This window comes from Halalkalibacter suaedae (assembly GCF_017939705.1).
Taxonomy (GTDB): Bacteria; Bacillota; Bacilli; order Bacillales; family Bacillaceae_D; genus Halalkalibacter; species Halalkalibacter suaedae.
In genome coordinates this window covers 705465-726174 of the sequence record NZ_JAGKSQ010000001.1, presented here as the reverse complement: position 1 = coordinate 726174, position 20710 = coordinate 705465, and the positions used below count along the sequence as shown (strand labels likewise).

Below are 20710 nucleotides of genomic sequence, written 5' to 3'. Positions count from 1 at the left end.
GAACGTCTCCTCTTTAAAATCATTTTGTAGCCTTATTATTAATTAAAAACGGTCACACCAGGTAGTGAGTCTAGTCATAAGAAATGGCATATGACTTTTATGACTAAAGCTATCTCAATTTCTTTGGAAAAGGAAAAGAAGAAAATTTGTGGAATATAGTAGAATAAAATCGAAAAAAAGAGGAGCATTAGAATGCTGCCAATCTATAAGGAAACCCACTGGGTGTATAAAACAGCATATATTACTAGGATTGGCTGGTTTATATTTCATTTAATCGTCTTGATCTTTTTCTTAAATACAATGCCTTATTTCTGGCTAGTGCTACCATTGTTCTTTGCTGCCTTTTTGCTACCACAGTGGGCTGGGAGTGAGAAAAATTGCTTTGGTGTTAAGTATTATCCGTTTATAGAACTTGGACTAAGTGGACTATTTCTGATTGTAGGCTGCTATTTATTAGGTGAGTATTCTTCTTTTTTGGCCTACCCTGCCCTTTGTGCGGGAATCTATAGTATTGGAAAAGATAGATGGTATCTTTTAGTTGGTTTTTCACTTATCCCTTTTTTAGCAGTTGCAGTTATTGGGCTTGAACATTTGGGGATGGGTGTAATTGATGGTCTTTTCTTTTTTAGTGTTGGTGTTGCCATTGCGAAGGTGTTGGAGAGTGAAAGGAAAACACAGCTCCTACTTGATGAAAACCTAAGACAGAATCAATTATTGGAGGAGTACGCAAGGCAAATTGAAAAAGTGACCCTACTTGAGGAGCGTAACCGACTTGCAAGAGATCTTCATGACACAATCGGCCACACCTATACGTCTGTTATTATGGGGCTCGATGCGACCTCTATCCTATTAAAAACCGCCCCAGTACAGGCAGAGGAACATGTGCATCGGTTAAGTGAGGTAATGAGGGACTCCTTGGAAGAGATCAGAAGTCATATTCATCAAATAGCACCAGTGGAGGATAAGGAGGAGCTTTCTGCACAGCTGAAGAGAATTGCGAGCGAGTTTGCACAGCATACACGAACAGATATTGAATTTGACTCAATTGATCAAGTCAATGTTAATATTTCCTCACAAGGAACGGTCACGCTTGTTCGCTGTCTCCAAGAATCCTTAACAAATGCGATCCGACATGGACAGGCATCGCAAATCAAAATTACAATATATGTAGAAAATCAGTCCCTGAAGCTAGTAATTAAAGACAACGGTATTGGTATTCAAGAAAAGGATTATGGATTTGGTTTACTTGGGATGAAGGAGCGTCTAGAATCGCTTCAAGGTAGGCTGACAATTGAGTCATCCCAACATGGCGGAACATGTGTCAATTGTTATGTACCAGTAATAGACTACGTACAAAGGAGAATTGAACATAATGATAAAAGTGCTAATTGTGGATGATCAAGAGCTTATTCGTGAAAGTCTTTCAATTGTTCTTAGTGGTGAAGCTGACTTTGAAGTTGTCGGCGTAGCTGGAGATGGTCTGGTGGCATGTGACTTAACTGGAGAAAGGTCTCCTGATGTCGTGTTGATGGATATTCATATGCCTATTATGAACGGGGTAGAGGCAACCTCCAAGATTAAAAGCCTTTATCCAAACGTAAAAGTGATGATGTTGACCACATTTGGTGAACTAATATATGTTCGGGAGGCATTGGCTGCAGGAGCGGAGGGGTATTTACTAAAAGCAATCAATCCAAAAGATCTTGCAGCTGGTATTAGGCTCGTCCATCACGGTGGTACACTTATTACACAGGAAATTGCTAAGCAGCTAATTTCAGAATGGATTCATCCCAAAGATCAATCTACGGAACTAAAAAACCAAAAAAATAGCTACAAGCTAACCGCTAGAGAAGTAGAAGTGCTAAATGAACTTTCTAGAGGAAAATCTAATCGAGAAATTGCACAGAAGCTTTACCTTACAGAAGGAACGGTTAAAAACTATATCTCAAGTATTTATTCTAAGTTAGACGTAACAGGAAGGCACCAAGCAGTATTTAAGGCTGTGGAGGAAGGAATTATTTATCCCTAGATCGATTTATCTACGTGAGTATGCAGAAAAAAGTGAAAGAAGTTAGGATGAATTGCTCAAATAGTGGTATGGTAAGTATAAAAGGCTTTGTGTTATCTAGAAGGGGGTAGAGGTCATGTCGAGAGCATTGAAATGGATCACTGGTTTATCTGAAGCGGTTTTGGGGATTCCGATCGTTGGAGCGGCAATTGTTATTGGAAATGGTTGGATGCCGCTCGGAATTATGCTGATTTTACATATCATAACCTTGTTTGTCACAAAAGGTGTAGGTGGTAGAACGAGAGGAAGTATTCTTGGGATTATTACGTCGTGCCTAGCTTGGATTCCGTTTGTCGGAATGATCATGCACACCGTTACAGCTGTGTTCCTATTGTTTGATGCATTTAGAAGAAGATAAATTAAATAATTGAACGAACGTTATGAAATTGAAAAAGGTAGAATGCTAAAGGTCACTGAAATAGGTATGCTTTACCTATCTTGGTGGCCTTTAAGTGTCTAATTAGATAAGGAAAGAAAGGATGCAGACCTATGACGATGCATTTAACAGAACAGCTTGCTCAAGAAATTGTTGACCGGACGATGAGCATTCTTCCCTACAATTAGTTATAGATTAAAGATAACTGAGGAGGGACTCAAATGGATATCCAAGTAAGTGCACTAGGAGCGATTGTCGGTTTAGTATTAGCTATCATTCTAATTTTTAGAAAAGTGCCGCCTGTCTATGCATTAGTCGGAGGAGCGATGGTTGGTGGCCTGGTAGGCGGGGCATCTGTGACGGAAACAGTTGATCTAATGATGGGGGGAGCCCAAGGAATTATTCCTGCTGTCCTACGAATTCTAGCAGCCGGTGTCCTTGCAGGGGTATTGATTGAGTCTGGTGCAGCCGCTTCGATTGCCGAAAGCATCGTGAAGAAGATCGGGGAGAAAAAAGCATTGCTGGCTCTTGCGTTGGCTACATTAATTCTTACTGCGGTTGGGGTATTCGTAGACGTAGCTGTTATTACCGTTGCTCCAATTGCTTTAGCGATTGCGAGCAGGGCAAATCTATCAAAGACAGCAATCCTACTGGCGATGATTGGTGGAGGGAAAGCAGGGAATGTCATGTCGCCTAATCCGAATTCAATCGCCGTTGCAGATGCATTTGAGGTGCCACTCACATCTGTGATGGCTGCGGGGATTATTCCGGGGCTATGTGGATTGGTTATTACTTATGTAATCGCGAAGAAACTAGTCAATAAAGGTTCAATGGTTTCACTAGATGAGCTAACACAAACAAATGAGACGAAGCTCCCAATATTTGCTCTTGCAATTGTAGCACCTCTTGTCACGATTGTGCTACTTGCCTTACGTCCGATCGCTGACATTGTGATCGACCCGATGCTTGCACTTCCAGCAGGGGGAATCATTGGTGCACTCGTGATGGGCAAAATAAGGTATATCAATCAATATATCATTTCTGGATTAAATAAAATGTCTGGAGTTGCGGTGTTACTTTTAGGGACAGGGACATTAGCTGGAATTATTTCAAACTCTGGTTTAAGGAATGTGTTAATTGATGGCATCGATGTTCTCGGCTTGCCTTCGTATGTATTGGCACCTGTTTCAGGGATTTTCATGTCAGCAGCAACAGCTTCAACGACTGCTGGTTCAGCTGTTGCGAGTAGTGTCTTTAGTGCAACCTTAATCGAGGTTGGTGTAGCGAGCCTAGCTGGGGCAGCGATGATCCATGCTGGTGCGACGGTTCTCGATCACCTCCCACACGGAAGCTTCTTCCATGCAACGGCAGGTAGTGTACTAATGAATTTCCAAGAGCGCTTGAAGCTAATTCCTTATGAGTCTCTCGTTGGTTTGACGATTGCGATCGTATCAACATTACTCTTTGGCGTATTTAAATTATTTTTATAGATAAGGAGGGGACGTTGTGAAGAAAATTGTGATTGCACCTGATTCATTTAAAGAAAGCTTAACCGCATTAGAAGCAGCAAACGCAATAGAAGAGGGCTTGAAGGAAGTGTTGCCCGATGTTCAGTATGTCAAAATTCCGATGGCCGATGGCGGTGAAGGCACAGTTCAATCCTTAGTAGATGCAACGGCAGGAACGATTGAAAATGTGACTGTGACAGGTCCACTGGGTGAGGAGGTAGAGGCGTTTTACGGATTACTTGGAGACGGTAAAACAGCTGTGATTGAAATGGCTGCAGCATCAGGTCTTGAGATTGTTCCAATGGAAAAGCGAGATCCAATGTCGACAACAACATTTGGTACCGGACAATTGATCGCGGCTGCACTAGATAAAGGGGTCGAGCGAATGATCATCGGAATTGGCGGAAGTGCAACGAATGACGGTGGAGCTGGAATGGTGCAGGCCTTGGGTGGAAAGCTATTGGATTCTCAGGGTGCACCTATCCCATTTGGAGGAGCGGGCTTAGCGAAGCTTGATCGAATTGATCTTTCAGAACTCGATCAACGACTTAGTGGGGTGAAAGTAGATGTCGCCTGCGATGTCGATAATCCACTAACAGGGCCTAAAGGAGCATCCTCAATCTATGGTCCACAAAAGGGAGCAACAGCGGAGCAAATTATCCAACTGGATTCGAATTTAGCTCATTTTGCCGAAGTGATTAAACGTGATCTTGGCAAGGACATAAAGGACATACCAGGTGCAGGGGCAGCTGGAGGATTAGGTGCCGGATTACTAGCCTTTCTCCCTTCCGAGCTGAAGCGGGGTGGAGAACTGGTCATCGAAGCAATAAAGCTTGACGAAGCTGTGAGTGACGCTGACTTAGTCATCACCGGAGAAGGTGGCATCAACCATCAAACGATCCACGGCAAAACCCCAATCTGCGTAGCGCGTACTGCAAAAAAGTATGGTGTACCAGTTATTGCTCTTGCTGGGAGCTTAACAAATGAGTATAAAAATGTACACAACCACGGAATTGATGCTGTATTTAGCATTGTGCCAGGTGCTGTAACGTTGGAAAAAGCACTTGAGCATGGGTATGAGAATGTGAAGAATACTGCTCGGAATGTTGCTGCGGTTGTGGGGATGTTTAGGAAGGGTTGAGGTTTTGTGAGCCAAACTGTTATTTAACAGTTTGGCTCTATTTTGGTTTATCTGTAGTGGCTGGCTTTTTTATTCATTAAGTCTTTATAAAACTAGTATGTTACCGAAGTTCCAGCCGATTCTAACATTTTTTCGGAGAAGAAGAGCTTTTAACTGCTGAAATTGACTGTTTATCAAGGGGCAGAGCTGTTTATGAGCCGAAGCTGGAGGTTTATGAGCGGGATTTAGTTAGTTATGAGCGGAATCTGTGGAGTTATGAGCCGGATTTGGACTATTATGAGCCTCAGCCGAACTAGCACTATCTTTTAATATCTTGAACTAAATCTAGATTAGTTAATTGGTATAGCGATTTAGAACTTAGTAGCTGGCTTTTTATTCATTAATGGGTCTAAAACGACTATGATGCTAAAATTCCAGCCGATTCTAACATTTTTTCGGAGAAGAAGAGCTTTTTAACTGCTGAAATTGACTGTTTATCAAGGGGCAGAGCTGTTTATGAGCCGAAGCTGGAGGTTTATGAGCGGGATCTAGTTACTTATGAGCGGAAGCAGCAGAGTTATGAGCCGAATTTGGAATATTATGAGCCACAGCCGAACTAGGAACTAGCATCCTTGTACAAAACTTTCTTTTAACAGTTTGGCTCTTTTTAGCAAATAAATTTGGTTTTAATTCAATATAATCCTTCAAACCACTAAGTAACCCAAATTCCAGCCAATTTCTCACATTTTTTCAAAGAAGCAAACCTCCCGAACTGCCAAAACACCAATTTTAACAAGAGGCAGAGCTAATTATGAGCGTGAATGAAAGTATTATGAGCAGAATCCAGATACTTATGAGCCGAATCAGCATACTTATGAGCCAAATCCACACGATTATGAGCCACAGCCAAAAACACCCTCCACAACAACCTCTCCAACCAAAAAAAGAAGCAACCACCACAAAGGCAGTCACTTCTTCTTCTCATTAAATCAATCCAAACACAAATGTAGTCTTTGCAAAATACTTCTCATCCTTCTCCAAAATAACCGATGGAAAACGATCATCATGTACAGATGCTGGTGATGCTTGGGTTTCTAAGCAAAGGCCTAGGTAACGCTTAGATGGTCCTTCGGCTAACTGAAGTGAGTCGTCTAGCATCGTTGATGTATAAAGGACCATGCCTGGCTGATCGGTTTTGACGATGAGCTGTCGTCCGCTTTCTTTTTCCTTAACGATGACATCTTGCTCATTGTTTTGATCGAAGAGGAAGTAATGATCGTAGCCGTTTCCTCCGACAACGTTTTGCTCGAAGTTAGAGTTAATTCCGTCTTTAATTTGACGACCGTTGCGGAAATCAAACGGTGTGCCATCGACAGCAGGGATTTCCCCTGTTGGGATAAGGGCTTCGTCTAGCTCGACAAAATGACTCGCATCGATTGTTAGCTCGTGATCTTTGATATCATCCTTTAAATTTCCGCTTAAATTAAAATAAGAATGGTTTGTTGCAGTTAGGACTGTTTTTTGATCAGCGGAGCCCTCGTATGTGATCGTGAATTCGTTTTCATTGTTGAGCGAATAAGTTACCTTCATCTCGACTGTTCCTGGGTAGCCGTTCTCGCCATCTGGACTTGTGTGAGTCAAGACGATACCAGCTTCATTGCTGTTTTCGAAAGGAGTCGTATCCCAAATTACTTTGTGAAAGCCGGGCTCGCCACCATGGAGATGATTCTCGCCGTTATTAGCAGGTAGATTGTATGTCTTGCCATCTAGCTCGAACGATGAGCCCTTGATTCTCCCAGCAACGCGGCCGATTAACGCCCCGAAGTAGTTGGGGTTGCTTAAATAGTCTTCATAGTTTTTGTACCCTAAAACGACATTTTCGAATTGCTGATGCTGATCTGGAACGAGAATCCTTGTAATAATTCCGCCAAAATTTAAGCAGCTTACTTCCATGCCCTGATCATTCTTGATCGTGTACTCCAACCAGTTTTGACCAGCGACGGTTAATTGTTCAGACGTTACTTGCATATGCATCCTCCACTTTTAATCATTTAGAGATTTGATAAACGCTATGAAAGCCGTTTGGCCACGTTCATCGGTTTTGAAAACTCCTGAGTCCTCTAATACTCTTGCAAACTTTTTCCCGAGTTCTACATTGACGATTTCATCGACAATGCTTGGGTTAATCTTACCATATTCTGACTCAATTTCCTCTACCCATTTTCGGTGGTAATCAGCAATAGCTGTTTGACCGTCGATTAAATAACGACGAATGTCATCTAGCTCATCCTTCAATCTTGGAGGAAGAACAGCAAGACCCATCACTTCGATTAAGCCGATATTTTCTTTCTTAATATGGTGTACATCTTCATGTGGATGAAACAGGCCTAATGGATGGTCTTGTGTTGTACGATTGTTTCTAAGCACAAGATCCAGTTCATAGACATCATCCTTTTTTCTAGCGATTGGTGTCACCGTGTTATGTGGTGTTTGATCCGTATAGGATTTGATTCCCACCGCTTCATCACTATACTGCTTCCATGTTTCAAACACATGAGCAGCTGCATCAATTAGTGTAGCTCGGTTTTTACTTTTTAGTCGAATGACTGACATTGGCCACTTCACAACACTTGCCGTAATATCCTTGAAGCGATCAATTGTAAATTCGAACAAATCACTAGCCTTCGTCATCGCAAATTGATAGTTTCCGCCCTGGTAGTGATCATGGCTTAAAATACTGCCACCGACAATGGGGAGGTCGGCGTTTGAGCCGATGAAGTAATGTGGGAATTTCTCGACAAAGGCCGTTAAGCGTTCAAATGTTCCACGACTAATCTTCATATCACGATGCTCACGTGCGAAAACGATACTATGCTCGTTGTAGTACACATATGGAGAGTACTGTAGCAACCAATCCTCACCTTCTAACGAGACTTCGATAATACGATGATTGGAACGTGCGGGATGTCCTGTTCTGCCTACATAGCCTTCATTTTCGACACAAAGTAAGCATTTGGGATAGCTAGATGTTTTCTTCAGGGCACGTTCTCTCTTAATTTGCTCAGGATCCTTTTCTGGCTTTGATAAATTAATCGTAATGTCCAAATCGCCATAATCTGAGGTGGCTTTGAATTGGATGTTCTTTTTGATCCGGTTCATTTGAATATAGTTACTGTTTTTACTTAATTGATAAAAATAGTTTGTTGCTTCTTTTGGGGCTAGTTGATATTTGTCATAAAAGAGTTGGTTGATCTCTGAGGGCTTCGATAGGAAACAGTTCATAATTTGAGCACTTAGGATCTCTTTTTCATCGAAGACATCTTCAATGACATTCTCTCTAATAGCATATGCAATAATATTTTCGACTAAATCAGGAATCTCTTGATCTGCAGATGCTGTAACTTCTTCGTAAGTTTCGAGCTTCAATAAGCCTAAGATTTGATTACGAACATAGATCGAGTCACTGCGTTTAATCAGTTGAACATCAATAGCCTTTTCAAGTAACTGATGAATGTCCTGATAAATTGTCATTGTTTACACATCCTCCCGGTATCCGTTTGGTTTGCTTTGATGCCAGTTCCACGCATCTTCAATGATCTTCGTAATATCTGTCTTTGTTGGATTCCAGCCAAGTATTGTTCTGGCTTTCTCAGATGAGGCAATTAGTGTACTTGGATCACCTGCACGTCTTTCGCCAACCTTGACCGAAATTTCCTTCTCTGTCACTTTTCGAGCAGTATCAATAATCTCTTTAACAGAGAAGCCTTGACTACTTCCTAAATTAAAGATGTCGCTTTTCCCGCCGTCCTTTAGATAATCTAGTGCTAATAAATGAGCATTAATTAGATCTTCGACATGGATATAATCACGAATGCATGTGCCGTCAGATGTTGGATAATCTTCGCCGAAAATGGTGATATGTTCACGCTGTCCGAGTGCTGCTTGCAGGACGATTGGGATTAAATGTGTTTCTGGCTGGTGATCTTCACCAATCTCGCCGGTTGCTCGTGCACCTGCTACATTAAAGTAACGAAGGGAAACATAACGGATACCATGGGCAACCTCGCACCATTTCATTACTTTTTCCATCGTCAATTTTGTTTCTCCATACGTGCTCGTTGGGATTGTGCTCATCTGCTCTGTAATTGGAACGGATTCCGGTTCGCCGTATGTTGCAGCTGTTGATGAAAAGACAATTTGCTTCACATCAAATTCCTTCATCGCTTGAAGCAAAACCTGTGTGCCATAGACGTTATTGTTAAAGTATTTTAACGGATCCTCCATTGATTCGCCGACAAGTGAGTTTGCAGCGAAATGAAGCACTGAATCGATGTCTTCCTTTTCAAATACACTTCTTAAAAAGTCAATATCGCGAATGTCGCCATTATAAAAGGTCGCATCAGGGTGTACTGCGTTGCGATGTCCTGTTTCAAGACTATCAATAACAACAACCTTTTGGTTTCGATCAATTAATTGATACACTGCATGTGATCCGATATAGCCTGCTCCACCTAATACTAATACGCTCATTTATCGCACTCCCTCTTTAGTAATTTCTTTTGCTCCATCACCAATTGTTGCAACATAAAAGGTCGCATCATATCCGACGACTTTTTTGTATGCTTCATTTACATTTTCCTTGAAGCTTTCTACTTGATCCTTCTGGGTAATCGCAATTGCACAACCACCAAAGCCAGCACCCGTCATTCTTGCCCCGAGCACACCTTCCTGCTTCCAGGCTGCTTCAACAAGTGTATCTAGTTCAATTCCAGTAACTTCATAGTCTTGCTGCAGGGAGATATGAGATTGATTGATTAATTGACCGAATTGCTCAAGATCACCTTGCTTTAATTTCTCTAATGCATCTAATGTGCGTTGGTTCTCATAGACCGCATGCTTGGCACGCTTACGGTCAATTTCATTTTTAATTAAATGCTTTGATTGTTCGAATTGAGAGGAGGTTAATTGTCCTAGGCTTGAGATCTCAAGCTCTGACTGTAGATCCTGAAGGGCACGCTCACATTCACTTCGACGCTCATTATACTTGGATTCTGCTAATTCACGCCGTTTGTTCGTATTCATAATCATAATAATGTGGTTTGCAAGTTCAACTGGGGCATATTCGTATTGTAGGGTTTCACAATCAAGCAGAATTGCATGATCTTTTTTGGCCATACCAATCGCAAATTGATCCATGATTCCACTATTTACACCAATATAACTGTTCTCAACCTTTTGACCCAATTGAATCATCCGGATTCGGTCAATTTTGAGGTCGAATAAGCCTTCAAGCATGACGCCTGTGACGAGCTCGACGGAAGCTGAGGAGGATAACCCTGCACCATTTGGGATATTACCAAAGAGCAGAACATCAAATCCTGTTGGGATGCTGAGACCTGCTTCCTCGCTCATAAAACGAAGCATGCCTTTAGGGTAATTCGCCCAAGCGTGCTCTTTGTTGTAATTGAGGTTTTCTAGCTGACATTCAATCATACCGTTATCAGGGAAATTTAATGAATAAAAGCGGATCTTTGAATCATTTCGTCTAACTGCAAGTGCATAGGTCCCAAAGGAAATCGATGCAGGGAAGACGTGCCCACCGTTATAGTCTGTATGTTCACCAATTAAATTGATTCGTCCAGGGGCAAAGAACTGCCTAGGGACTTCTGTTGTTTCAAAAATCGTTTGGAACTCTTTAATAAGGTTCAGCTTTTCCATATAAAAACCCTCCTTCACAAATTAGGTGAAAACTTACTTAATTAAAATAATTTATAAAGTCAGTTTATCATATGATAAAGATCTAAATCAAGATACTGATGGAGTGAATTCTTGAGCTGGACTAACTTTTTTTGAAATTGTTTAGTGAGCTTGAAATGTCCATGTGAAGAGGGTTTTGGGCAGTTTCAGCAAGGGGAATGTGTGATTGGATGTTTAGTTTTCTCACTTGCGGGAACTTGTCTTATGTAATCAAAATTTGAGGAGGCTAATCATGAAAAAGAATATTATTGGTGGCGTATTTAGAAACCAAGAGGAAGCAGTTCCCGCAATTGAAGGCCTTCACGATTTGGGCTACACGAAAGAAGAGATCTCAGTATTCGCTAAGGATAGTGATGATGTCGATGGTATTGAACATGCAACAAGTGAGGATGTAACGAAGCAAAGCAGTGGAAGAGGTAAGAATGCCGGTAAAGGCTTTGGTATCGGTGCAGGAACAGGCGGTGTTCTCGGTGGTATCGGCGGGATTATTGCTGAAATCGGGTTACTCACGATTCCTGGTGTCGGTCTGTTAGCGGCAACTGGTCCAATTGCGACAGCACTAAGTGGTGCAGCAATCGGTGCCGGCGGTGGTGGTCTTGTTGGGGCCTTAACTGGTGCAGGTATCCCAGAAGAGCACGCGAAAGAGTATGAAAAATATCTCGACAATGGTAACATTATCGTTCTAGTCGAAGCGGATGCAACTCGTGAAGAGACTGTCTATAATCACTTTACACGTGCAAACTCATTAAACACTCACACGTATCCAGAATATTTACAAACAAGAAGATAACATAACACCCCTGGTAGAGAGCGATCTCTCCAGGGGATTTTTTTTTATTTCATAAGCTCTATGGATAAAAAGACCAAACAAACGAATACTATTTTTGATTTTACATAACGGAGGTGTCGCGATTTAGAGAGGCTTGGGTATGTGGAATTGGAATTGAAGGTGTTGGTTTTTATTAAAAAAATGGAGGCTAAGAAATGAATAAGAAAATGGGATTAGTTATGTTGGTTGCGGTCATGTTCATGTCATTTACAACAGGGGTATTTGCAGCAGAACAAGCAGGTAACCAAAAGGACATCGTTGATACAGCTGTGGAGGCCGGTAGCTTCAAGACATTAGCTGCAGCACTAGAAAAGGCTGACTTGGTTGAGACATTGAAGGGAGAGGGTCCATTTACGGTCTTCGCTCCAACAGATGAAGCGTTCGAAAAGCTACTAGCTGATCTAGGAATTACAGCTGAGCAGTTACTTGCAAGAGAGGATCTTGCTGAGATCCTTAAGTATCATGTGGTTCCAGGAAAAGTACTTTCGAGTGATTTGAAGGATGGAATGAAGGTGAAGACAGTAGCTGGTAAGAAGGTAGAAATCTCACTTGATCCAGTTCGAGTGAACGATGCCAAAGTCGTTCAAGCCGACATTGAAGCTTCAAATGGTGTTATTCATGTTATTGATGCTGTCTTAGTGCCTGAGAAGTAGTAGAAAAATTTAAATGAGATAAGGCCCCAGTGCTATAAGAGGCATTGGGGATTTTGTATTTCTTGCTTTGATAATGATCCGTACAACCAGCTTCTCTTGGATTTCGATTTGCCCTTCCTTTAAGAAAAGGTTTCTCTTTTGGAGAAAAAGGGTATTTACCCTACAAGTTAGGAAATATGTACTAACTTTGACCAGAAGAGGAAAAAAGATGTATTAATGTAAGCGTTATCATGTATAATGACAGTAAGACAAATGACATCAAGTGAACAAAAAAATCAGAGAGAAATGAGTGGGTATTATGGTTGAACAAGAAAATTTATTTAAAGGATTATTTTTCGGTACAGCAATAAGTCTCCCTATTTGGCTTCTGATGATTTTGGCATTTATTTTATAAGCTAAGAAAGCACTGGGCAGCGATGCTCGGTGCCTTTTGTTTTTTATAGAGGAGTTCTACAATAGGTTCTTTAGCTGCTTTTCTATAGTATGATAGAGGGAGATAGTGGAAGCACCGGATTGTGGTTGAAGGAGTAAGTGATGATTTCGATAGGAACCACCCGATTTGCCTGGGAGGAGAGGGAAACGCTCCACCGGAGGATGTCGGTGGAGAGCCTGGATATGAGCATTTCCTTGCAACAATCAACGACAAAGATCATCCTGACTTTAGTGAGTTGCAACATTGGGGAAGCATACAAGGATATCGTGAATTTAATATGGAAAATGTGAATAGAAGATTAAGGTCTGTATAAATGATTTGAGTAATAGAATAAGCTTTTGTAAGAAGGTCATTGGAAATTTCCGGTGACCTTTTCGGCATGGTCTGAACCAATACAGGAGGGGCACGGGTAGAATGTTGTAATGTTAAGTTGGATCACTCGCAACATAAATTAAATAAACGTTACACTGTTTAATAGAAATGAAAAAGGTAATAGAAAGGGTAGGAGCTAGAGTTAGGAGGGGATCAAGATTAAAATAGGGAAACACAGATTTAACTTAGTTCTATGGGTTTCAACGGTAATGATTTCTCTGTTTATTATTTTTGGTGCAGGGTGGCCTGATCTTCTGTCGCAGTATGCGGATCGGGCATTTCAATGGACGACAACCTACTTTAACGGCTTTTATCTACTTGTCAGCTTATTTTTTATTGGGTTTTGTTTGTTTTTAGCTTTTAGTTCTTATGGGAAAGTGAAGCTTGGCGATGAAGCTGATTTACCGGAATATACATATTTTAATTGGATTGGTTTGTTATTTTCTGCTGGTTTTGGAGTGGCTCTTGTTTTTTGGGGAGTGTCAGAGCCTGTAAAGCATTATTTGTCTCCACCACCTGGTTTTGAAGCGGAAACAGAGGCGGCTCTTGATGCTGCTATACAATTTTCGATGTTTCACTGGGGCATTCATCAATGGGCTATCTTTGCGGTGATCGGTCTTTCCATTGCCTATTCTAAGTTCAGAAAAAAAAGAGCCGGACTAATTAGTACAACGGTTGAACCGTTAATGAGGAATAAGCTAGGAAAGATAAAAGGCTGGCGTGCCCTGATTGATATTTTGGCTGTTTTGGCAACTGCTACAGGGGTTGCAACGACATTAGGTCTAGGTGTCTTGCAGGTAAATGGTGGCTTACAATATACATTCAACGTTCCAGATACTACTACAACACAGATTGTGATCATTGTCCTTCTGATGATTGCGTATATAGCTTCTTCTATTACTGGGCTACAGAAAGGAATTCGAATCTTAAGTCTAGCCAATTTAAGTATTGCTTTCTTCTTACTACTCTTTGCATTTTTTGTCGGACCTACCAGCTATCTCTTTAATACATTTGTTTCAGGGCTTGGTGGTTATATTCAGAACTTTGCTGGGATGAGTGTTAATGTAAATGCAACTGGAGAGAATGCGTGGCTGAATGAATGGACGATCTTCTACTGGGCATGGGCGATGGCTTGGTCGCCATTTGTTGGAACATTTATTGCACGAGTTTCAAGAGGAAGAACAATTCGGGAATTTGTGCTCGGCGTGATGTTTGTTCCACCGTTAGTAGCTATTGCCTGGATGGCTGTATTCGGTGGCGGTGCCTTATTCTTCGAGAGGGTTGAAGGATTCCCGATTAAGGAGGCTGTTCAAGAGGATGTGACGAATGGACTGTTTGCGACTTTAAGCTATTTTCCGTTTGGTATGGTTTTATCTATCGTTGCGATTGGTTTAATTTTCATGTTCCTGATTACATCAGCAGATTCCGCGACATTTGTGCTTGGAATGATGACATCGAAAAATCATTTGAATCCTAGTTTAACAATCAAAATTATTTGGGGTGTATTCATAGCGGCAATGGCACTTATTCTGCTTATGGCAAGTGGCTTAACTGCCTTACAAACCGCTTCCTTAGTTATTGCCTTGCCATTTTCGATTATTATGATTCTGATGTGCTTCGCATTATTGAAAGAGTTAAAGCAAGAATAGGAGTCTCTTAGGCGTAAAAATAGAATCCCATATCACAAAGGATATGGGATTCTATTTTGCTATTATTCAAGTAAAGAGCTCATGACAGATTCACTCCAGATTGCTTGTCCTCTTTGATTAGGTAAACCATCCTCGACGTATAACTCGAGTTCTTTATCACCAGGAGTAGGCCAATCCTCCCAATGGTTGATGTATGTATAGCCTGCATCTTCGACGGCCTGACGAATGCGATCAACAAAGGCGAGGTAGGCATCATCCGCGAGCGGGTTAGCTGGAAGAAAGAGCACGGTTGTTTCTGGTAATTGCTCTTCTATCTGTGCGAGGAATACCTCAAGATGAGCAAGTGACTCCTCTGCTGAAATTTGATCGAAATCGTTCAACGTCACCCATTCGACTAGTAATAAATCCGGTTCATTTTTGATGATTGTATTTAAATTGTCTTCTCCCACTGTTACATCAGAAGTCGCGTCTTCAGTATTAACAATTGATAAAGTGACCTCTCGTTCTGGAAAAAATGGTTCAAGAGAATAGGCCAGCAGCTGGGGGAACGAATCGTTTTTGTCAACACTACTTAATGCCTTAGAACCTACAACAGTTACGTTTACTGTTTCAGTACCTTCTTGAGCAATTTTACTTAATATCCCGGTTCGCTCAATCGTGCTTTCTTCTTGTTCAGAAGAAAGATTCGAATCTCGTTCCATCTTATGTGCCTCCATCTCGCTCCAATGCTCCTTGGACTCAGCAGCAATCGCCTCCAATTTATCCTGATAGAGAAAATGACCAAATACAACAATACCAATACTAGTAATAATTGCTGCGTAATAAAAAAATGCTTTCATAGATAATCCCACCTTTTTCCTATTTGCTAGATTAGTAACTAAACTATAACAAGGTCAAGCTGTGAAATAAGAAGAACGATGTCAGCAATATCCCTGTTTCGCACGACAAAATTAGTGAAAGAATGACGTTTTCTTTTGGGGACTATGAGTTGAAATAATCAAAAGCCAGCCGTTGTAAAGGCCATTTCAAAGAGGAAGAGGGTGTTTCAGCTTTTGATACGGCATCTTGGCCGGTGTGCATCAAGGCTTATGAGCGTGAACCGGGTAGTTATGAGCCGGATCAGCACTTTTATGAGCGGGATGGGAAGAGTTATGAGCCGAATTTAGGGTTTTATGAGCCTGGGGGATGAGTGGCTGGAACTTCATTAAATAAATTAGTTGAAATAATGTAAAAGCCAGCCGTTGTAAAGGCCATTTCAAAGAGGAAGAGGGTGTTCAGTTTTTGATACGGCATCTTGGCCGGTGTGCATCAAGGCTTATGAGCGTGAACCGGGTAGTTATGAGCCGGATCAGCACTTTTATGAGCGGGATGGGAAGAGTTATGAGCCGAATTTAGGGTTTTATGAGCCTGGGGGTGAGTGGCTGATACTTTACTTAATCACTATCACTTAATAGACAGTTAGAATGAAAAAAAGAGCAACACCTTTAAGGTATCGCCCTGCTAGATTTATAGATTAGCCGTAGGATTAAGAGCCTGCAGCGATGGTATCGTCTTCTTTTTTCTCTTTTGATAAGAACCAACCGCCCAAAGCAATTAGGACAAGGACCACATAGAACGTGATTTTCCATTCCGGTGATTTTGCGAATCCGACTGGTAAAATGGCCAGATCAGGGTGAGACAATGTAAATACTGCTAGCTTAACTCCAACCCACCCAACGATAACGAATGCAGCGATCTCAAGTCCTGGTCGCTTATGAAGTAAGGTTACAAAGTAATTAGCTGCAAAACGCATGATCAGTAAGCCGATTAAACCTCCAGCAAAAATCACTAGAAATTTCCCACCATCTAGTCCACCAATTTGCGGAAGATTTGTGTTTGGTAATGTGACAGCTAATGCAACTGCCGCAAGAATTGAATCAATTGCGAAGGCGATATCAGCTAATTCAACCTTAAATACAGTCATCCAAAAGCCTGATTTTTTCTTCTCTTTGATTCCAGCTATTTTCTTTTCTCGCTTGACCAATAACTTTCTGAAAAGGTGATTTAACGCTATGAAGAAGAGGTAAAGTGCACCTAGGGCTTGAACTTGCCATACGTCAACAAGGAACGAGATCGCAAACAGTGAAGCTAAGCGGAAGACAAAGGCACCCGCGAGTCCATAGAACAATGCTCTCTTTCTCTGCTGTTCTGGAAGATGTTTAACCATAATTGCAAGCACGAGTGCATTATCGGCTGCCAATAAACCTTCGATCGCGATTAACAACAGTAATACCCATGCATATTCAAACAAAATTGAGAATTCCAATTAAAACATCTCCCTTAATTGTCAGTTGGTTGGTGAAGAAAATAGCGTAAATCTTCTTAAGATGATGATTTTATTATATTGCTATACTTGATCACACGAATGTTAAAGGATTTTTATAATATCGCAATCCATACTTTCTACGCCTTTATTAAAGGTGAGCTTTGTATCAAAACGATAAGATATTTCATCTGATGAAACCGGAACTTCAGGTGGCACTTTAAAGGCAAATAGAATTTCATGTTCTTCAGTTGAATTAATTTGCCTCTTGCTAAGAATGGTTTTAAAGCCCACAACCTTTTCAGTTCCTTTAGTCTGGTTAATTAATACTAAATCACTATCGATACGACTAACTTGTTGCTGAATGGTCCCGCCAATGATTTTAAGACATCCTTTAATATTTTCTCCTGGTCGATATGTTTTTTTGGGTAAAATAAGATCTACCTTTGCTGAACCCACTCCTAAGCGAGACAGGTACTTTTTAATCAACCTTTCCACCTCCATATATTTTCCGAACTAATTATTTAATAGTATTCCTGATATTCTTACACCTTATATTCTCTCCTTTGTATGGATCTAACTCTTGTGAACAGAGTGTTTTTTCGTCCGCAAAAATCAATTAAATGTCTAAACGAAAACAAAAAAACCTTTACCATAAGTGGTAAAGGTTAATAAACATAAATAGACCTTTACCGTTTATCAGGTAAGGTCTTGCTAACAACGTAGGTTGCCACCAGAGCCGAGAACAATAGTTCCGAAATGACGACTCGAATGTAAAAGCTACTCCCCTTAGGAGATAATATTCATCTGTTAAGATCATAATATTAGATACTGATTATTCTGTCAAGTGAATTATTAAAAAAATGCAAGTTTATGGATTTTTATAGCGTTTTAGCTATCTGTCGTGTTCCTATCTATAGGGGGATAGCAAGAGTGAGGAGTTTTGTTATATTTATTGTTCATGAAAATACGAAATTTCCTTTTAGAACCTATCTTTTCTGTGTAACTCGAGGAACAGATATTAACATCTCAACGAAGTAACAGAAGCCACTGAAGTTGTTAGTAATAGAATGAGAAAAAGACTTAACGCAGATGGGTTAAGTCTTGTTTATTTAGTATAGCTAATAATGGAATCCTTGCTTCGTGGAAACAGACTTGAAAACATAATAAAGCTACAGCTGCAAATCAGTTTCTAGCTACAAACATCGACCACAGAGAACGGAACTAACCTACAAAAAGCCTTACGGGATAGGAGAGAGTACTAGGCAGTACGGGTTACTGACTAGTAGTCGGATTATTTACTGTTAGAGAGTCTATTTTCGACAGAACATATTCACAACTTTTATCATCTCCAATTTGCTTGAAAACCCATACGGCATCTTTGTAAATATTAAGAATATCTGATGTGACTTTCCCTTCAATTTTTGATAGTGTTTCAGCTTTTTGATAGTAAAGATGACCTAGGAGAAAGATAGTTTTTTCCTCTTTGCATAGTGCAATCCCACTATTTGCGAATTTCAAAGCTTTATTGTAATTTCCTAAAAAGAGTGAAGTTCTTGAATAGTTATAGTAAATATTTGCTAAAGTACCTTTGCCTTTTTGATAAACTGATTTTTGGGCGTGACTCAGTATATGCTCATACAATTGATCAGCCGCACTCCATTTATTTAAAATTCCTAAAAAGATAGCTTTGCTCGTTAATATATCTAATTCCTCTATGGAGTAATTTTTCTTAGTCGTTTTTGAAAGGGCGAGTGCTTGATCTATTAGTTCTAAAGCTTTTTCAACCTCTCCTTCTAAGTAACAGACACAGATGGCTTCACGCCATAGCAAGTACCTCCGTAAATGTGGTTCTTGAAAGTGAGGGTTTTTTTGTTCAAGTTTGACAACACGATAAGCTTCTTCAAACTTTCTTAACTGAATTAAACTATTTAATTGATCACAAACATCGTTTACATAATTAATATTTAATAGTTCTGTTTCTTGAAAAAAATAATCAATTGTTACACCTAATCTTTGACTGATTTGATAAAGTAATTCGGCAGAAGGATAGATTTCTTCATGTTTTTCTATCTTACTAATCATTGCTTGAGAGCATATATTTTGGGCTAGTTCTGCCTGGGTGATATGTAGGTATTTTCTTAAATCTTTAATTTTATTTCCAATGTTATAGTTCATAGGTCCACCTCCGAATTATGAATATAGTTATAATTTTTCAAGGAAAAGCGAGTATGAAGGAAGAAACTAATTGAATGATGAACTCTTTAACTTATAATAGGTATTACACCATAATTTAATTGCTATTATAATAAGTGTATCAAATAAAACAAATATTGGGAGATGAAGAATGATGAGAAAGTTATTTTTAATTAGTTTAATTGCATTTGGTTTGGTATTTAGTATTGGTTTTAGTAGTCAACCGGTCAATGATCTTATTAAAGTGCAAGATCTAGGCGAATTCCATAAGTAATCAATCAACAAGCATAGAATAGCACATATGATCTTTTAGATGTATCTTTCTGTGCCATGAAATTTTAATGAGAGTTTTTTTAAAAGCGTGAGTTAGAACCAACGAAAGGAAGGTGAAGGAATGATTCAGAGTTACAGACTAGAAGGTAAGCCAATCTCTTTCTTTATGGAGGGGGACGATCCGAATTCTATGATGGCAAGAATCAATTCATTATCTTCCTACCCTCTACCAACATTTAATCCAAGTGATTTGTTGAGGGAGAAGGTTCTATCGAATGTGGCAAAAGCTGAATTCTCGGGTGGGACTTTTTCCGTCTTCTACGGAATGACGACATTAGTAGATACGTCCAAGATACTTGTGGATGTTATTACTGATCGAAAAGTGATCACAATGTGTGTGCAAACGCATCTGACTGAAACTGGACTTCTCTTGTTTTACTTACCGTTTGATAAGAGAATGTTTGGAGGGCATGATGTGTATGCTAGGTTCTGTAATGCTGAGGAAATTACTTATACACTTTGCTTGCAGCGATCTAGAAAGCTTCGATTACTTAAATAAAAAGAAACCAGAGCGAAAGGCTCTGGTTTCTTTTTTTCGTGATGCGATAGTTTATTCCTTGAAGTCCCAAAGAATTCCTGGCTCCTTATCTTTGAAGGAAACATAAACATATTGCACAAACTGAAAATGTCCGTATTTCGCTTTGTATTCCTTTGTTACTATGATCTCATAAACCTCTATTGGATCGGAGTCATTCGTCATTTTCCAATCTACTATTTTGTTTGGCTTAGTTAAGGAATATGTAAACGTGTCGGCTCCAAAGTGCCCCATGAATGTATGGATGCGGTCTTGGATATAGTCTTTTTGTGAAAACCTCTTCTTCATTTCAGGATGAAATAACTTCCAAGATGAATCATAATCAGCCTTCTGTTCCTGCATATAGAAGCTATCCACGAGGTTCTTTGCTTGCTTAGCCTGGGTAGGAACGAAAATAAAAATAAGGACACTAATGATAGCTGCAACTCCAATCAAAGGAATAAAGAATTTAAGCGGTGATGATTGCCTCCGCTGCATACAACAACCTCCTCAACTTCTAGGGTTGTTCAATCTTATTCGTTAGTTGGAAGGAATATGTACAGGGAGTGGTTGTTCGTACATGAGAAAGGTGGAAACGAG

Annotated in this window: 20 protein-coding genes; 11 read left to right on the top strand and 9 right to left on the bottom strand. The window is 40.2% G+C overall.

Annotated features, from left to right (window positions below):
• Positions 1-192: 192 nt before the first annotated feature.
• The 5 genes from J7W16_RS03470 (at position 193) to J7W16_RS03450 (ending at position 5093) form a co-directional block, all read left to right on the top strand.
• A complete protein-coding gene (locus J7W16_RS03470) occupies positions 193-1398 on the top strand; it encodes a sensor histidine kinase (protein WP_210595789.1) in 1206 nt (401 codons plus the stop codon).
• Complete coding sequence (locus J7W16_RS03465) at positions 1373-2029, top strand: response regulator transcription factor (RefSeq protein WP_210595788.1); 657 nt, start codon at positions 1373-1375, stop codon at positions 2027-2029. Before J7W16_RS03470 ends, J7W16_RS03465 begins: the two co-directional genes overlap by 26 nt.
• A gap of 115 nt (positions 2030-2144) precedes the next feature.
• Positions 2145-2426 carry a hypothetical protein gene (locus tag J7W16_RS03460; RefSeq protein ID WP_210595787.1) on the top strand — a complete coding sequence of 94 codons (282 nt, stop codon included), beginning with the start codon at positions 2145-2147 and terminating at the stop codon, positions 2424-2426.
• Positions 2427-2665: 239 nt separating this feature from the next.
• Positions 2666-3934, top strand: coding sequence for a GntP family permease (locus tag J7W16_RS03455; RefSeq protein ID WP_210595786.1), 1269 nt, complete (start codon positions 2666-2668; stop codon positions 3932-3934).
• Positions 3935-3950: 16 nt separating this feature from the next.
• A complete protein-coding gene (locus J7W16_RS03450; protein ID WP_210595785.1) occupies positions 3951-5093 on the top strand; it encodes a glycerate kinase in 1143 nt (380 codons plus the stop codon).
• A gap of 963 nt (positions 5094-6056) precedes the next feature.
• Here J7W16_RS03450 and J7W16_RS03445 read toward each other — a convergent pair.
• Genes J7W16_RS03445 through J7W16_RS03430 form a run of 4 tightly spaced genes read right to left on the bottom strand, consistent with a single transcriptional unit; the run spans position 6057 to position 10790 of the window.
• A complete protein-coding gene (locus tag J7W16_RS03445) occupies positions 6057-7100 on the bottom strand; it encodes an aldose epimerase family protein (protein ID WP_210595784.1) in 1044 nt (347 codons plus the stop codon).
• A gap of 15 nt (positions 7101-7115) precedes the next feature.
• Entirely contained in the window at positions 7116-8603 is a 1488-nt protein-coding gene (gene galT / locus J7W16_RS03440) for a UDP-glucose--hexose-1-phosphate uridylyltransferase (protein WP_210595783.1), read from the bottom strand.
• Between the two features lie 3 nt (positions 8604-8606).
• Positions 8607-9602, bottom strand: a complete 996-nt coding sequence (galE, locus tag J7W16_RS03435) for a UDP-glucose 4-epimerase GalE (protein WP_210595782.1) — start codon at positions 9600-9602, stop codon at positions 8607-8609.
• Positions 9603-10790, bottom strand: a complete 1188-nt coding sequence (locus tag J7W16_RS03430) for a galactokinase (protein WP_210595781.1) — start codon at positions 10788-10790, stop codon at positions 9603-9605. It lies immediately after the preceding gene.
• A 271-nt stretch (positions 10791-11061) separates the two neighbouring features.
• On the opposite strand from J7W16_RS03430, the gene J7W16_RS03425 reads away from it, so the two are divergent.
• The 4 genes from J7W16_RS03425 to J7W16_RS03410 all read left to right on the top strand — a co-directional run bounded on the left by J7W16_RS03425 (position 11062) and on the right by J7W16_RS03410 (position 14765).
• Entirely contained in the window at positions 11062-11619 is a 558-nt protein-coding gene (locus tag J7W16_RS03425; protein WP_210595780.1) for a general stress protein, read from the top strand.
• Between the two features lie 194 nt (positions 11620-11813).
• Entirely contained in the window at positions 11814-12311 is a 498-nt protein-coding gene (locus J7W16_RS03420; protein WP_210595779.1) for a fasciclin domain-containing protein, read from the top strand.
• A gap of 512 nt (positions 12312-12823) precedes the next feature.
• Positions 12824-13057 carry an IS1096 element passenger TnpR family protein gene (locus J7W16_RS03415; RefSeq protein ID WP_346726900.1) on the top strand — a complete coding sequence of 78 codons (234 nt, stop codon included), beginning with the start codon at positions 12824-12826 and terminating at the stop codon, positions 13055-13057.
• Positions 13058-13268: 211 nt separating this feature from the next.
• The gene (locus J7W16_RS03410) at positions 13269-14765 is read left to right on the top strand and encodes a BCCT family transporter (RefSeq protein ID WP_346726899.1); all 1497 of its coding nucleotides are present in this window, start codon (positions 13269-13271) and stop codon (positions 14763-14765) included.
• 62 nt (positions 14766-14827) lie between these two features.
• On the opposite strand, the gene J7W16_RS03405 is transcribed toward J7W16_RS03410, so the two are convergent.
• The 4 genes from J7W16_RS03405 to J7W16_RS03390 form a co-directional block, all read right to left on the bottom strand.
• On the bottom strand, positions 14828-15604 hold the full coding sequence (locus J7W16_RS03405; RefSeq protein WP_210595776.1) for an SGNH/GDSL hydrolase family protein: 777 nt from the start codon (positions 15602-15604) through the stop codon (positions 14828-14830).
• A gap of 686 nt (positions 15605-16290) precedes the next feature.
• A complete protein-coding gene (locus J7W16_RS03400) occupies positions 16291-17070 on the bottom strand; it encodes a TerC family protein (RefSeq protein WP_210595775.1) in 780 nt (259 codons plus the stop codon).
• Between the two features lie 102 nt (positions 17071-17172).
• A complete protein-coding gene (locus J7W16_RS03395) occupies positions 17173-17565 on the bottom strand; it encodes a sporulation protein (protein ID WP_419095809.1) in 393 nt (130 codons plus the stop codon).
• Between the two features lie 777 nt (positions 17566-18342).
• A complete protein-coding gene (locus J7W16_RS03390; RefSeq protein WP_210595773.1) occupies positions 18343-19245 on the bottom strand; it encodes a helix-turn-helix domain-containing protein in 903 nt (300 codons plus the stop codon).
• 169 nt (positions 19246-19414) lie between these two features.
• Between J7W16_RS03390 and J7W16_RS22100 the strand changes: the two genes are divergently transcribed.
• The gene (locus J7W16_RS22100; RefSeq protein ID WP_283246007.1) at positions 19415-19537 is read left to right on the top strand and encodes a hypothetical protein; all 123 of its coding nucleotides are present in this window, start codon (positions 19415-19417) and stop codon (positions 19535-19537) included.
• 120 nt (positions 19538-19657) lie between these two features.
• A complete protein-coding gene (locus J7W16_RS03385) occupies positions 19658-20095 on the top strand; it encodes a hypothetical protein (protein WP_210595772.1) in 438 nt (145 codons plus the stop codon).
• Positions 20096-20146: 51 nt separating this feature from the next.
• Here J7W16_RS03385 and J7W16_RS03380 read toward each other — a convergent pair whose 3' ends face one another.
• Positions 20147-20608 carry a hypothetical protein gene (locus J7W16_RS03380; RefSeq protein WP_210595771.1) on the bottom strand — a complete coding sequence of 154 codons (462 nt, stop codon included), beginning with the start codon at positions 20606-20608 and terminating at the stop codon, positions 20147-20149.
• Between the last annotated feature and the right edge of the window lie 102 nt (positions 20609-20710).

Excerpts from the sequence above, each read along its gene's own strand:
- J7W16_RS03470 (WP_210595789.1), top strand. The coding sequence starts at position 193 with ATGCTGCCAATCTATAAGGAAACCCACTGGGTGTATAAAACAGCATAT.
- J7W16_RS03465 (WP_210595788.1), top strand. The coding sequence starts at position 1,373 with ATGATAAAAGTGCTAATTGTGGATGATCAAGAGCTTATTCGTGAAAGT.
- J7W16_RS03460 (WP_210595787.1), top strand. The coding sequence starts at position 2,145 with ATGTCGAGAGCATTGAAATGGATCACTGGTTTATCTGAAGCGGTTTTG.
- J7W16_RS03455 (WP_210595786.1), top strand. The coding sequence starts at position 2,666 with ATGGATATCCAAGTAAGTGCACTAGGAGCGATTGTCGGTTTAGTATTA.
- J7W16_RS03445 (WP_210595784.1), bottom strand. The coding sequence starts at position 7,100 with ATGCAAGTAACGTCTGAACAATTAACCGTCGCTGGTCAAAACTGGTTG.
- galT (WP_210595783.1), bottom strand. The coding sequence starts at position 8,603 with ATGACAATTTATCAGGACATTCATCAGTTACTTGAAAAGGCTATTGAT.
- galE (WP_210595782.1), bottom strand. The coding sequence starts at position 9,602 with ATGAGCGTATTAGTATTAGGTGGAGCAGGCTATATCGGATCACATGCA.
- J7W16_RS03430 (WP_210595781.1), bottom strand. The coding sequence starts at position 10,790 with ATGGAAAAGCTGAACCTTATTAAAGAGTTCCAAACGATTTTTGAAACA.
- J7W16_RS03425 (WP_210595780.1), top strand. The coding sequence starts at position 11,062 with ATGAAAAAGAATATTATTGGTGGCGTATTTAGAAACCAAGAGGAAGCA.
- J7W16_RS03420 (WP_210595779.1), top strand. The coding sequence starts at position 11,814 with ATGAATAAGAAAATGGGATTAGTTATGTTGGTTGCGGTCATGTTCATG.
- J7W16_RS03405 (WP_210595776.1), bottom strand. The coding sequence starts at position 15,604 with ATGAAAGCATTTTTTTATTACGCAGCAATTATTACTAGTATTGGTATT.
- J7W16_RS03390 (WP_210595773.1), bottom strand. The coding sequence starts at position 19,245 with ATGAACTATAACATTGGAAATAAAATTAAAGATTTAAGAAAATACCTA.
- J7W16_RS22100 (WP_283246007.1), top strand. The coding sequence starts at position 19,415 with ATGATGAGAAAGTTATTTTTAATTAGTTTAATTGCATTTGGTTTGGTA.
- J7W16_RS03385 (WP_210595772.1), top strand. The coding sequence starts at position 19,658 with ATGATTCAGAGTTACAGACTAGAAGGTAAGCCAATCTCTTTCTTTATG.
- J7W16_RS03380 (WP_210595771.1), bottom strand. The coding sequence starts at position 20,608 with ATGCAGCGGAGGCAATCATCACCGCTTAAATTCTTTATTCCTTTGATT.